Annotated in this window: 11 protein-coding genes; 9 read left to right on the forward strand and 2 right to left on the reverse strand. The window is 68.0% G+C overall.

The annotated features are described in order from the left end of the window. The first annotated feature begins 36 nt into the window (after positions 1-36). The 4 genes from AC1DFC_RS13060 (at position 37) to iaaH (ending at position 5,335) form a co-directional block, all read left to right on the forward strand. On the forward strand, positions 37-1,221 hold the full coding sequence (locus AC1DFC_RS13060) for an acetyl-CoA C-acyltransferase (RefSeq protein WP_478179364.1): 1,185 nt from the start codon (positions 37-39) through the stop codon (positions 1,219-1,221). Positions 1,222-1,309: 88 nt separating this feature from the next. Next, on the forward strand, positions 1,310-2,557 hold the full coding sequence (locus AC1DFC_RS13065) for a glutamate carboxypeptidase (RefSeq protein WP_007838712.1): 1,248 nt from the start codon (positions 1,310-1,312) through the stop codon (positions 2,555-2,557). Between the two features lie 36 nt (positions 2,558-2,593). Then, entirely contained in the window at positions 2,594-3,724 is a 1,131-nt protein-coding gene (locus AC1DFC_RS13070) for an acyl-CoA dehydrogenase family protein (protein WP_413336224.1), read from the forward strand. Positions 3,725-3,814: 90 nt separating this feature from the next. Next, the gene (iaaH, locus tag AC1DFC_RS13075; RefSeq protein WP_478179365.1) at positions 3,815-5,335 is read left to right on the forward strand and encodes an indoleacetamide hydrolase; all 1,521 of its coding nucleotides are present in this window, start codon (positions 3,815-3,817) and stop codon (positions 5,333-5,335) included. A gap of 10 nt (positions 5,336-5,345) precedes the next feature. Here the strand turns inward: iaaH and AC1DFC_RS13080 are convergent, their stop codons facing one another. Then, positions 5,346-6,095, reverse strand: a complete 750-nt coding sequence (locus AC1DFC_RS13080; RefSeq protein WP_007827799.1) for a helix-turn-helix transcriptional regulator — start codon at positions 6,093-6,095, stop codon at positions 5,346-5,348. A gap of 361 nt (positions 6,096-6,456) precedes the next feature. Here AC1DFC_RS13080 and AC1DFC_RS13085 point away from each other — a divergent pair, with 361 nt between their 5' ends. From AC1DFC_RS13085 to AC1DFC_RS13100, 4 genes are all read left to right on the forward strand, one after another. Next, positions 6,457-6,891: a YchJ family protein gene (locus AC1DFC_RS13085; RefSeq protein WP_007827801.1), complete on the forward strand. Its 435-nt coding sequence runs from the start codon at positions 6,457-6,459 to the stop codon at positions 6,889-6,891. A 223-nt stretch (positions 6,892-7,114) separates the two neighbouring features. Further along, on the forward strand, positions 7,115-9,001 hold the full coding sequence (gene thiC / locus AC1DFC_RS13090; protein WP_478179366.1) for a phosphomethylpyrimidine synthase ThiC: 1,887 nt from the start codon (positions 7,115-7,117) through the stop codon (positions 8,999-9,001). A 53-nt stretch (positions 9,002-9,054) separates the two neighbouring features. Continuing rightward, on the forward strand, positions 9,055-9,747 hold the full coding sequence (locus AC1DFC_RS13095; RefSeq protein ID WP_007827811.1) for an HAD family hydrolase: 693 nt from the start codon (positions 9,055-9,057) through the stop codon (positions 9,745-9,747). A gap of 21 nt (positions 9,748-9,768) precedes the next feature. Continuing rightward, positions 9,769-10,098, forward strand: coding sequence for a thioredoxin family protein (locus tag AC1DFC_RS13100; RefSeq protein WP_413336218.1), 330 nt, complete (start codon positions 9,769-9,771; stop codon positions 10,096-10,098). Between the two features lie 16 nt (positions 10,099-10,114). Here the strand turns inward: AC1DFC_RS13100 and AC1DFC_RS13105 are convergent, their stop codons facing one another. Beyond that, complete coding sequence (locus tag AC1DFC_RS13105) at positions 10,115-11,143, reverse strand: AraC family transcriptional regulator (protein WP_413315552.1); 1,029 nt, start codon at positions 11,141-11,143, stop codon at positions 10,115-10,117. Between the two features lie 139 nt (positions 11,144-11,282). On the opposite strand from AC1DFC_RS13105, the gene AC1DFC_RS13110 reads away from it, so the two are divergent. Beyond that, positions 11,283-12,455, forward strand: a complete 1,173-nt coding sequence (locus AC1DFC_RS13110) for an isovaleryl-CoA dehydrogenase (RefSeq protein ID WP_413336216.1) — start codon at positions 11,283-11,285, stop codon at positions 12,453-12,455. The last annotated feature ends 51 nt before the right edge of the window (positions 12,456-12,506 follow it).

Genomic DNA, 12,506 nt, shown 5'->3' on the forward strand with positions numbered 1-12,506 from the left:
CCGCTTTCAGTTTTTACCTTCCTGAAGGAGACCACCATGTCTGAATCCATCGTCATCGTCGGCGCCGCCCGCACCCCCATGGGGAGCTTCCAGGGCGACTTTTCTTCACTCTCGGCGCACGACCTCGGCGGCGCCGCCATCAAGGCCGCGGTCGAGCGCGCCGGCATCGCGCCCGACGCCGTGGGCGAAGTGCTGTTCGGCAACTGCCTGATGGCCGGCCAGGGCCAGGCGCCGGCGCGCCAGGCGGCCTACAAGGGCGGCCTGCCCGACAGCGCGGGCGCCGTCACGCTCAGCAAGATGTGCGGCTCGGCCATGAAGGCCGCGATGCTGTCGCACGACCTGCTGCTGGCCGGCACGCACGACGTGATGGTGGCAGGCGGCATGGAAAGCATGACCAACGCGCCCTACCTGATGCTCAAGGGCCGCGGCGGCTACCGCATGGGCCACGACCGCATCTTCGACCACATGATGCTCGACGGCCTCGAAGACGCCTACCAGCCGGGCCGCTCGATGGGCACCTTCGGCGAAGACTGCGCCGCCAAGTACAAGTTCACGCGCGAGCAGCAGGACGCCTTTGCCATCGCCAGCGTCGAGCGCGCCAAGAAGGCCACCGACACCGGCCTCTTCAAGGACGAGATCGTGCCCGTCACCGTGAAGGGCCGCGGCGGCGACACGGTGATCTCCATCGACGAAGGCCCCGGCAAGGTCAAGCTCGACAAGATCCCCACCCTCAAGCCCGCGTTCAAGAAGGAGAACGGCACCATCACCGCCGCGTCGAGCTCGTCGATCAACGACGGCGCTGCCGCGCTGGTGATGATGACCGAGTCGCACGCGAAGAAGATCGGCGCCAGGCCCATCGCCCGCCTCGTCGGCCATGCTACGCATGCCCAGCAGCCCGAATGGTTCTCCACCGCGCCCGTCGGCGCCGTGACCAAGCTGTTCAAGAAGACCGGCTGGACCGTGAAGGACGTCGACCTGTGGGAGGTGAACGAAGCCTTCGCCGTGGTGCCGATGGCGCTGATGCACGAACTCGACGTGTCGCACGAGATCGTCAACGTGAACGGCGGCGCCTGCGCGCTGGGTCACCCGATCGGCGCCAGCGGCGCGCGCATCATGGTCACGCTGATCCATGCGCTGAAGGCGCGCGGCAAGAAGCGCGGCGTGGCCACGCTGTGCATCGGCGGCGGCGAAGGCACCGCCGTGGCACTCGAATTGCTATAAGAGCAACGGCCGGCAAGCGCCCGGGGGACGGGCGCTTGCCGGCTTTTTCGTTCGGATACTTCAAACAATGCGTAGAGCAGGAGATTTCATGCGCCCATCCATCCACCGTACCGCCATTGCCGCCGTGCTGGCCACCGCTTTCGTGGCGAGCGCCGCCTGGGCGCAGAAGCGCGACAACGTGCTGTTCCAGGCCGCCACCGACGAGCAGCCTGCGGTGATCAAGACGCTGGAAAAGCTCGTCAACATCGAGACCGGCACCGGTGACGCCGAAGGCATCGCCGCCGCCGGCAACTACCTCGAGGGCGAACTCAAGAACCTGGGCTTCACGGTCACGCGCAGCAAGTCGGCCGGCCTCGTGGTGGGCGACAACATCGTCGGCAAGATCAAGGGCCGCGGCGGCAAGAACCTGCTGCTGATGTCGCACATGGACACCGTGTACCTGAAGGGCACGCTCGCGAAGGCGCCGTTCAAGATCGAAGGCGACAAGGCCTACGGCCCCGGCATCGCCGACGACAAGGGCGGCAACGCCGTCATCCTGCACACGCTCAAGCTGCTGAAGGACTACGGCGTGCGCGACTACGGCACCATCACCGTGCTGTTCAACACTGATGAAGAAAAAGGCTCCTTCGGCTCGCGCGACCTGATCCAGGAAGAAGCCAAGCTGGCCGACTACGTGCTCTCCTTCGAGCCCGCCAGTGCCGGCGACGAGAAACTCTCGCTGGGCACCTCGGGCATCGCCTACGTGCAGGTCAACATCACCGGCAAGGCCTCGCATGCGGGAGGCGCGCCCGAGATGGGCGTGAACGCGCTGGTCGAGGCCTCCGACCTCGTGCTGCGCACCATGAACATCGACGACAAGGCGAAGAACCTGCGCTTCAACTGGACCATCGCCAAGGCCGGCAACGTGTCGAACATCATCCCGGCCAGCGCCACGCTGAACGCCGACGTGCGCTATGCGCGCAACGAAGACTTCGACGCCGCCATGAAGACGCTGGAAGAGCGCGCGCAGCAGAAGAAGCTGCCCGAGGCCGACGTCAAGGTGGTCGTCACGCGCGGCCGTCCGGCCTTCAACGCGGGCGAAGGCGGCAAGAAACTGGTCGACAAGGCTGTGGGCTTCTACAAGGAGGCCGGCGGCAACCTCGGCGTGGAAGAGCGCACCGGCGGCGGCACGGACGCGGCCTATGCGGCGCTGTCGGGCAAGCCGGTGATCGAGAGCCTGGGCCTGCCGGGCTTCGGCTACCACAGCGACAAGGCCGAGTACGTGGACATCAGTGCCATTCCGCGCCGCCTGTACATGGCGGCGCGCCTGATCATGGACCTGGGCGCCGGCAAGTAAGCACGACTCGAAAAAAGACGGACAGGAGACAACGCCATGCTGCTCAGCCCCGACCAGGAAGCCATCCGCGACGCGGTGCGCGACTTCTCGCAAGCCGAACTGTGGCCCAACGCCCCGAAGTGGGACCGCGAGCACAGCTTTCCCAAGGAGGCTCACCAAGGCCTTGCGGCACTGGGTGCTTACGGCATCTGCGTACCCGAGGAAGACGGTGGCGCGGGCCTCGACTACCTCACGCTCGCGCTGGTGCTCGAAGAAATCGCGGCCGGCGACGGCGGCACCAGCACCGCCATCAGCGTGACCAACTGCCCCGTCAACGCCATCCTCATGCGCTATGGCAACGCGCAGCAGAAAAAGAAGTGGCTCGAGCCGCTGGCGCAGGGCCGGATGCTCGGCGCCTTCTGCCTTACCGAGCCGCAAGCCGGCAGCGATGCATCGAGCCTGCGCACCACCGCGCGCAAGGACGGCGACGGCTACGTGATCGACGGTGTGAAGCAGTTCATCACCAGCGGCAAGAACGGCCAGGCGGCCATCGTCATCGCGGTGACCGACAAGGGCGCGGGCAAGCGCGGCATGAGCGCTTTCATCGTGCCGACCGACACACCGGGCTACAACGTCGCGCGCCTGGAAGACAAGCTGGGCCAGCACAGCAGCGACACCGCGCAGATCAACTTCGACGGCTGTCGCATTCCGTGCGAGAACCTGATCGGCGCCGAGGGCGAGGGCTACAAGATCGCGCTCGGCGCGCTGGAGGGCGGGCGCATCGGCATTGCCGCGCAGAGCGTGGGCATGGCGCGCAGCGCCTTCGACGTGGCGCTGGCCTATGCCAAGGAGCGCCAGGCCTTTGGCGGCTCGATCTTCGACCAGCAGGCCGTCGGTTTCAGGCTGGCCGAATGCGCCACGCAGCTCGAAGCCGCGCGCCAGCTGATCTGGCATGCCGCCAGCCTGCGCGATGCGGGGCGGCCGTGCCTGAAGGAAGCAGCCATGGCCAAGCTGTTCGCGAGCGAGATGGCCGAGCGCGTATGCAGCGCCGCCATCCAGACGCTGGGCGGCTACGGCTACGTGAACGACTTTCCGCTGGAGCGCATCTACCGCGACGTGCGCGTGTGCCAGATCTACGAAGGTACGTCGGACATCCAGAAGCTGTTGATCCAACGCGCTCTCGCGTGAGCGACGCCGCCTGTCTGTCATCGGTTTGGATGACAGACAGGCGCCCCGCGCCGGCGCACCATGGCTGCCTCTTTCACGGAGTGCCTTGCCATGACTTCTGCCACCCCCGTCTCCCGCGCCGCATGGCTTGCGGCATTGCCGCTCGCCGCTGCGCTCGGCCCCTGCGCCAATGCCCAGCCTGCCGTCCCCGATATCGCCACACTGACCGCGACCGAAGCCGTGCGGCAGTTGTGCGCCGGCACCGTCACCAGCGAGCAATTGGTGTCGGCCTACCTCGCGCAGGCCAAGGCCAAGGCGAACCTCAACGCCTTCGTCACGCTCGACGAAGCCGGCGCCCTGGCAGCCGCGCGCGCCGCCGATGCACTGCGCAAGCGCGGCGGCGCGTGCACGCCGCTGGCCGGGCTGCCGGTGGCCATCAAGGACAACATCCAGGTGCGGGGCCTGCCCGCGACAGCCGGCACGCCCGCGCTCAAGGGTTTCGTGTCGACCGCCGACGCGCCGGTGGTCGCCAGGCTGCGCGCGGCCGGCGCCGTCGTGCTCGGCAAGACGAACATGCACGAGCTGGCCTTCGGCGTCACCGGCTACAACCCCGCGTTCCAGACCGGCCCCGAGGTGGGCGTGCGCAATGCCTACGACCCGAGCCGCATCGCGGGCGGCTCGTCGTCGGGCAATGGCGCCGCGCTGGGCGCGCGCATGGCGCCGGCCGCGCTGGGCACCGACACGGGCGGGTCGGTGCGCATTCCGTGTGCGTTCAACGGCTGCGCGTCGCTGCGCCCCACGGTGGGGCGCTATCCGCAGCAAGGCATTGCGCCGATCTCGCATACGCGCGACACCGCAGGGCCGATGGCGCAATCGATGGCCGACGTGGCGCTGCTCGACAGCATCATTGCCGGCGGCGCTCCGCTGAAGCCGGCCGATCTGAAGCGGGTGCGGCTCGGCGTGGTGCCCGCCTTCCAGGCCGGCCTCGACACCGACACGCGCGCCGCCACCGACGCCGCTTTCGCGAAACTGCGCGCGGCCGGCGCCACGCTGGTGGACGTGGACATGCCGGGGCTGATGGAGCTCAACGGCGCGGTCGGCTTCCCGCTCGCGCTCTACGAGGCGTACGACGACATGGCGGCCTACCTCGCGAAGTACCGCACGGGCATCGACATCGCGCAGCTCACGGCCGGCATTGCGAGCCCCGACGTCAAGGGGACCTTCGAGGCCTTCGTTGTCCCGCGCAAGCTGCCCGTAGCCAACGGCGTGGTCGACGCCAGGCCGGCCTACGAGCACGCGATGCACGTCGCTCGCCCCGCGCTGCGCAAGCTCTACCGCGACACCTTCGCGAAGCACAGGCTCGATGCGCTGGTGTTCCCGACGGTGCCCGGCGTGGCGCTGGCCGCGGCGCCCGAAGCCAGCAGCCCCGAGAACTTCGGCGCGCTGATCCGGAACACCGACCCCGGCAGCAACGCCGGCATTCCGGGCGTGCAACTGCCCTCCGGCCTTGGCGCCACCAGCGGCCTGCCCGTGGGCCTGGAGCTGGACGGGCCGGCCGGCAGCGACCGCAGGCTGCTGGCCGTGGGCCTCGCGGTGGAAAAAGTACTGGGCCGCCTGCCGGCGCCGAAGTAAGCGCGCCGGGTCAGCGCGCGGGCGGCGCCACCCAGCCTGCCAGCGCCGAGCGGCGCTCGATGCCCAGCTTGTCGAAGATGCGCCGCAGGTAGGTCCGCACGGTCGGCACGCCCACTGCGAGGCGACGCGCGATCTCCTTGTCGGTGAGCCCTTCGCGCACGCATCGGGCCACTTCCTGCTCGCGTGCGCTGAGCAAAGTCCATGCGGCGGGCGCGGGCACTGCCGCGGCCGAAGCCGCCGCGCGCTGCGCCCGTTGCAGGGCGCCCGCGAACGCCGGCTCGATCAGGTCCAGCAGCGCCTTCTCGTGATCGCCGAAATCGCCGCGGCCCTTGCGGCGCCAGATGCGCAGGTCGCCCAGTGCGCGCCCGCCCTCGAAGGCGTGCAGGTTCATGCCCCAGTGCAGCCCGTCGCGCGCGAGAAAGTCGTTGAAGAAGGGGGTGCGCATCAGTTCGCGCTGCGGCATCACCTCCGTCACGCGCGTGGCGCGGCGGCGCGACTGCAGCACGAAGGTGATCGGGTCGTGGTGCTGATGCCACTGCGCGTAGCGGTCGAGGTTGGCAGGGTCCATGTGCAGCGCCACGCGCGCGCCGAAGTTGCCGCTCCCGGCATCCCACACGAAGGAGGCGAACTGGTCCGCGTGCAGCAGGTCGAGCAGGGCCCGGCCCAGATGCTCGCGAATCTCCCGTTCGCCGTGGTCGTCTTCCGCCAGCAGCGCGAAAACGCCGCGCAGGGCGTGCTGTTCAGTGCCTGTGAGGTACATCGCCGGTTTTCTCGATGGGGTCGTTGCAGCGCTAGGGTCTGTCATCAATCAAACGCCCTCGCGCTGGCCCCGCCATGCGGTGGATGTGCGGAGGGCGGCGCGGCCCATGGCCACCCATGGGCAAGCCGGCCGATAAAGCAGACGCCGTATGGCGGGGCCAGCCCGGAGGGAACCCCTGCACCGCGCAGCAGGGGTTCGCGAGGGCGTTTGATTGATGACAGACCCTAGCGTCCAGCAAGCGCCGCGCCAAGGGTGAATGCCCGCAGGAACCCCGCGCGGCAGCGCAAACGCGCCCGATCGACCGGTTTCGGGGCTTGCCCTGTCGGCACCCGGGCCGCGAGGTGTTCCAATAGCGGTCTCCATGAGCGCCATCGATCCCACCACCGGACCTTGCCCCTGCGGCCGCACCGACCGCCGCGACAAGCCCATCGGCTACGCCCTGTGCTGCGGCCGCTACCTCGACGATTTCCAGAATACGCCCGCGCCCGACGCCGAATCGCTGATGCGCTCGCGCTATTCGGCCTTCGTGCTGGAGCGCGGCGACTACCTGCTCGCCACCTGGCATGCGTCGAAGCGGCCGGCCTCGATCGAGTTCGAGCCGGGCGTCAAATGGCTGGGGCTGGACATCCGCTCGCGCTCGGTGCTCGACGCGGACCATGCCGAGATCGAATTCGTCGCGCGCCAGCGCAGCGCGGCCACGGGCGCCGCCACGCGCCTGCACGAGCGCAGCCGCTTCGTGCGCGAGGACGGGCGCTGGTACTACCTGGACGGCGACCTGCAGCAGCCCCTGGGTTGACGCGCCGGGCGCAGGCCCGCACAATCGGCCCCGCTCCGGGGTGTACGCATGTGGCGTGCTGAGATGGCAAAGCAGCCGACCCGCGAACTTGATCCGGGTCATACCGGCGTAAGAAGAGCTGCACTCCCTGGCTTCGGTCCGTCACTCCCCCTTCCGTGACGGGTTTCTCCAAAGCCCACCGAGCGATTGCGGAGCACCCTTTCCTCAACAAGGAGTGCCTGCCATGAATGCCCCCGACAAGTTCACCTCGCTGCTTTCGCTCACGCGCGAGCCCTTTCCCGCGTCGCACAAGTGCCTGATCTCGGGCAGCCGGCCCGACCTGAACGTGCCCGTGCGCGACGTGCTGCTGACCAACGGCGAGACCGTATCGCTCTACGACACCTCCGGCCCGTACACCGATGCCAAGGTCGAGATCGACGTGCGCCGCGGCCTGCCTGGCGTGCGCGATGCATGGATCGCCGAGCGCAACGACACCGAGATCTACGAAGGCCGTTCGCACCAGGCGCTCGACGAAGGCCTGAAGCATGCGCATGACCACGACGCCCAGCGCCTGGCCGAACTGCGCGCCGGAGCTTCCGCATTGCAGCGCACGCCGCGCCGCGCCAAGTCGGGTGCCAATGTCACGCAGATGCACTACGCGCGCCGCGGCATCGTCACGCCCGAGATGGAATACGTGGCATTGCGCGAGAACGGCAAGCGCGAGTGGATGGCCGAATACCTCGCCAACGAGGCGCGCGCGAAGCGCGTGGCCGGCAACCCGATGGGCGCGCAGATTCCGCGCATCATCACGCCCGAGTTCGTGCGCGACGAGGTGGCGCGCGGCCGCGCCATCATTCCGGCCAACATCAACCACCCCGAAGTCGAGCCGATGGCCATCGGCCGCAACTTCAAGGTCAAGATCAACGCCAACATCGGCAACTCCGCCGTCACGTCGAGCATCGAGGAAGAGGTCGAGAAGCTCGTGTGGGCGATCCGCTGGGGCGCCGACAACGTGATGGATCTTTCGACCGGCAAGAACATCCACACCACGCGCGACTGGATCGTGCGCAACTCGCCGGTGCCCATCGGCACCGTGCCGATCTACCAGGCGCTCGAGAAGGTGGGCGGCGTGGCCGAGGACCTGACCTGGGAGATCTTCCGCGACACGCTGATCGAGCAGGCGGAGCAGGGCATCGACTACTTCACCATCCACGCGGGCGTGCGGCTGCCATTCATCCACCTGACGGCCGACCGCATGACCGGCATCGTCTCGCGCGGCGGTTCGATCATGGCCAAGTGGTGCATCGCGCACCACAAGGAGAGCTTCCTGTACGAGCGCTTCGAGGACATCTGCGACATCATGAAGGCGTACGACGTGAGCTTCTCGCTGGGCGACGGCCTGCGGCCGGGCTCGGGCGCCGATGCCAACGACGAAGCGCAGTTCGCCGAGCTGCGCACGCTGGGCGAGCTCACGCAGGTCGCATGGAAGCACGACGTGCAGACCATGATCGAAGGCCCGGGCCACGTGCCGATGCACATGATCCAGGCCAACATGGACGAGCAGATCAAGCATTGCCACGAGGCGCCGTTCTATACGCTCGGCCCGCTGACCATCGACATCGCGCCGGGCTACGACCACATCTCGAGCGCCATCGGCGCCGCGATGATCGGCTGGGCCGGCACCGCGATGCTTTGCTACGTGACGCCCAAGGAACACCTGGGCCTGCCCGACCGCGACGACGTGAAGCAGGGGATCATTGCGTACAAGATCGCCGCGCATGCGGCCGACGTGGCAAAGGGCCATCCGGGCGCACGCTCGCGCGACGACGCGCTGAGCAAGGCGCGCTTCGAGTTCCGCTGGCAGGACCAGTTCAACCTGGGCCTCGATCCGGACACGGCGCGCGAATTCCATGACGAGACGCTGCCGAAGGACTCCAGCAAGGTCGCTCACTTCTGCTCGATGTGCGGCCCGAAGTTCTGCTCGATGAAGATCACGCAGGAGGTCCGAGAGTACGCCGCGAAGAAGGGCGTGGCCGAGGCCGAGGCCCTGGCCGACGGGATGGAGCAGAAGTCCAGGGAATTCATGGCGGGCGGGGGCGAAATCTACATCCCGATCAAGCCGGCGGCCTGAGCGCGCCCGGGGTCGTTGCTACCATGGGGAACTCCCCCGAACCCTGCAGCGCAATGACCCTCTTCCCCTTCTCCGCAGTTCTCTTCGACTGCGACGGCGTTCTCGTCGATTCCGAACCCATCACCAACCGCGTGCTCGCCGAAATGCTCGGCGAACTCGGTTGGCACATCACCACCGAAGAGTCGATGAACACCTTCACCGGCAAGGCCGTGAAGGACGAAGCCGCCCTCATCGAATCGAAGACGGGCTTCGCCATCACCGCCGAGTGGCTGAAGGCGTTCCGGGCGCGCCGCAACGAAGCCCTCGAACGCACTCTCACGGCGATACCCAACGCCCCTGCGGCCATCCGGGACATCCATGCAAGGCTCAAGGGCCGCATTGCCTGTGCCTCGGGTGCCGACCGCCACAAGGTCGAGCTGCAGCTGGCCAAGGTCGGCCTGCTCGACTGTTTCGAGGGCCGCATCTTCAGCGGCCACGAGATGCCGCGCTCCAAGCCGCATCCCGATGTCTACCTCGCCGCCGCTGAAGCCCTCGGGGTCGATCCGAAGCGCTGCGCCATCGTCGAAGACACCGTCACCGGTGCGATGGCGGGCGTGGCCGCCGGTGCCACGGTGTTCGGCTACAGCACGGGCGAATCGGGCCACAGCGGCCCCGGCCCGTTGCTGAGCGTGGGCGCGGTCAAGGTGTTCAGCGACATGGCCGAACTGCCGGCGCTGCTTTCGGGCTATGGCCTGCAGGCGGCCTGAGTTTCTGGTGGAATGAAGGGCATGAATTCCGAATACAAGACCGAGCAGCCCGATCGCAGCGAAATCGATGCACTCAGCGGCCCCGCCGTGGTCGAGTTCGGCACCAACTGGTGCGGCATCTGCAAGGCCGCGCAGCCGAACATCGCCGAGGCCTTTGCCAAGTACCCGGGCGTGCGCCGCATCAAGGTGGAAGACGGAAGCGGCCGCCCGCTGGGCCGCTCGTTCAACGTGCGGCTCTGGCCCACGCTGGTGTTCATGCGTGACGGCAAGGAAGTCGCGAAGCTGGTGCGTCCGGAAGACAGCCAGTCGATTGCCGACGCGCTCGCGCTGATCGACGCCCCGGCCACCTGAGCACGGCAGGGGCCGCCTACAGCCCCTGCTGCCGGAAGTCGCGCGGCGCGTGCCCTGTCCATTGCAGGAATGCGCGCGAAAAACTCTTCTCGTTGCGAAACCCCACCGCCAGCGCCACCTGCTTGATGGGGCGCGTCGTGCGCCGCAACTGTTCCACGGCGACCTCGTGGCGCACCTCGTTCTTGAGCACCTGCAGCGACGTGCCTTCCTCGTGCAGCTGCCGGTGCAGCGTGCGGCTCGACACGTTGAGCAGCGCAGCCAGCGCCTCGGCCGTGGTGGCCTCGCTCGCACGCGAACGCAGCAGCTCGCGCACGCGCTGGCCCAGCAGGCGGTCGCGCCGGTACTGCAGGATGGTCAGTGGCAGCGCCCGCTTGAGCATGGTGCGCAGCGCGCGTTCGTCGCGCTGCAGCGGCAGGGCGAGGTAGCGTTCGTCGAAGCTGATGCCGGCCTTGGGCGCGTCGAAGCGAACCTCGGGCGTGAACATCGGCGCGTAGGCGTCGCGGTGCGGCGGCGCGGCAAATGGAAAGGTCGCGCTGCGCAGCGAGATGCGCGAGTCGATGGCCCAGCACATGTAGCCGTGCATGAAGCGCAGGCTGGTCACGAGGCAGAACTCGCGGAAGGCATCGTCGAGCGGGCGGTTCTCGGTGATGCGCAAGGTGGCCACGCCGCCCGCCACCTCGAGCGCCAGGCCGATGTCCTCGGTCAGCAGCCGGTGGTGGCGGCACCAGCGCTTGATGGCCACGCCCAGGTCGGGCGAGGTCAGCGAGGCACGGCACAGCATGCCGTAGCTGCCCCAGGGCAGGCGCCGCGAGAACCAGCCCAGCGCCTCGTCGTCGAGCTCCTGCATGGCATGGCCCGACAGCGCCTCGAACTGCGCGGCCGTGACCCGCGCGCCCGGGCGGGCCAGATCGCGCGGCGTGATCTGTGCCGCTTTCAGGGCCTCGGCCGGGTCTTTGCCGTAGCGCTCGTAGCCCTGCACGATGGCTCGCACGAAGGCCATCGGCGTGACGGCGCGGGCAGGTCTCAGGAAGGACGGGGACGACATGGATATGCGGATCGGGCGTGGCGCAATTTGCAACCATTGTGGCGCCAATTGCGAAACAGCGAGGCGTAAGCTGCGATCTTTCGCAAGCGCCATCCAGCGCGGGTAGCACTGCGCAGACCCTTCAGAGGAGACAAGACACATGCACGATCCCGGCCTGAACTTCGACCTGGGCGAGGACATCGACTCGCTGCGCAGCGCGATCCAGGACTTCGCCGCCCACGAGATCGCACCCCGCGCCGCCGCCATCGACCGCGACAACCTGTTCCCGCACGACCTCTGGCAGAAGCTCGGCGAGCTCGGCCTGCACGGCATGACAGTGAAGGAAGAGTACGGCGGCACCGAGCTGGGCTACCTGGCGCACATCGTGGCCATGGAAGAAGTCTCGCGCGCCTCGGCTTCGGTGGGCCTGTCGTACGGCGCGCACTCCAACCTGTGCGTGAACCAGATCCACCGCAACGGCAGCGAGGCGCAGAAGAAAAAGTACCTGCCCAAGCTGGTGAGCGGCGAGCACGTCGGCGCGCTGGCCATGAGCGAGCCCAACGCCGGCTCCGACGTGGTGAGCATGAAGCTCAAGGCCGAGAAGAAAAACGGCTACTACGTGCTCAACGGCGGCAAGATGTGGATCACCAACGGCGGCGACGCCGACACGCTGGTCATCTACGCCAAGACCGAACCCGAGATGGGCGCGCGCGGCATGACGGCCTTCATCGTCGAAAAGAACTTCAAAGGTTTTTCGGCCGGCACCAAGCTCGACAAGCTCGGCATGCGCGGCTCCAACACCTTCCCGCTGTTCTTCGACAACTGCGAAGTGCCCGAAGAGAACGTGCTCGGCGGCGAAGGCATGGGCGCGAAGGTGCTGATGAGCGGCCTCGACTACGAACGCGCCGTGCTCTCGGGCGGCCCGCTGGGCATCATGGCGGCGTGCATGGACGCGGTGCTGCCTTTCATCCACGAGCGCAAGCAGTTCGGCCAGAGCATCGGCGAGTTCCAGCTCATGCAGGGCAAGCTGGCCGACATGTACTCGACCTGGCAGGCCACGCGCGCCTACGTGTACGCCGTGGGCAAGGCCTGCGACCGCAACGACCATGCGCGCACCTTCCGCAAGGACGCGGCCGGCGCCATCCTGTACTCGGCCGAGAAGGCCACGTGGATGGCCGGCGAGGCGATCCAGGCGCTGGGCGGCGTGGGATACACGAAGGAGTTTCCGGTGGAACGGCTGTGGCGCGATGCCAAGCTGTACGAGATCGGGGCCGGCACCAGCGAGATCCGACGCATGCTGATCGGGCGCGAGCTGTTTTCGGAAACGGCCTAGGATGTTTTTCTCCCTCCCACTCTGGGGGAGGGCGGGGGTGGGGGCAAGCGG

It is taken from the genome of Variovorax sp. 10L421, assembly GCF_056395365.1.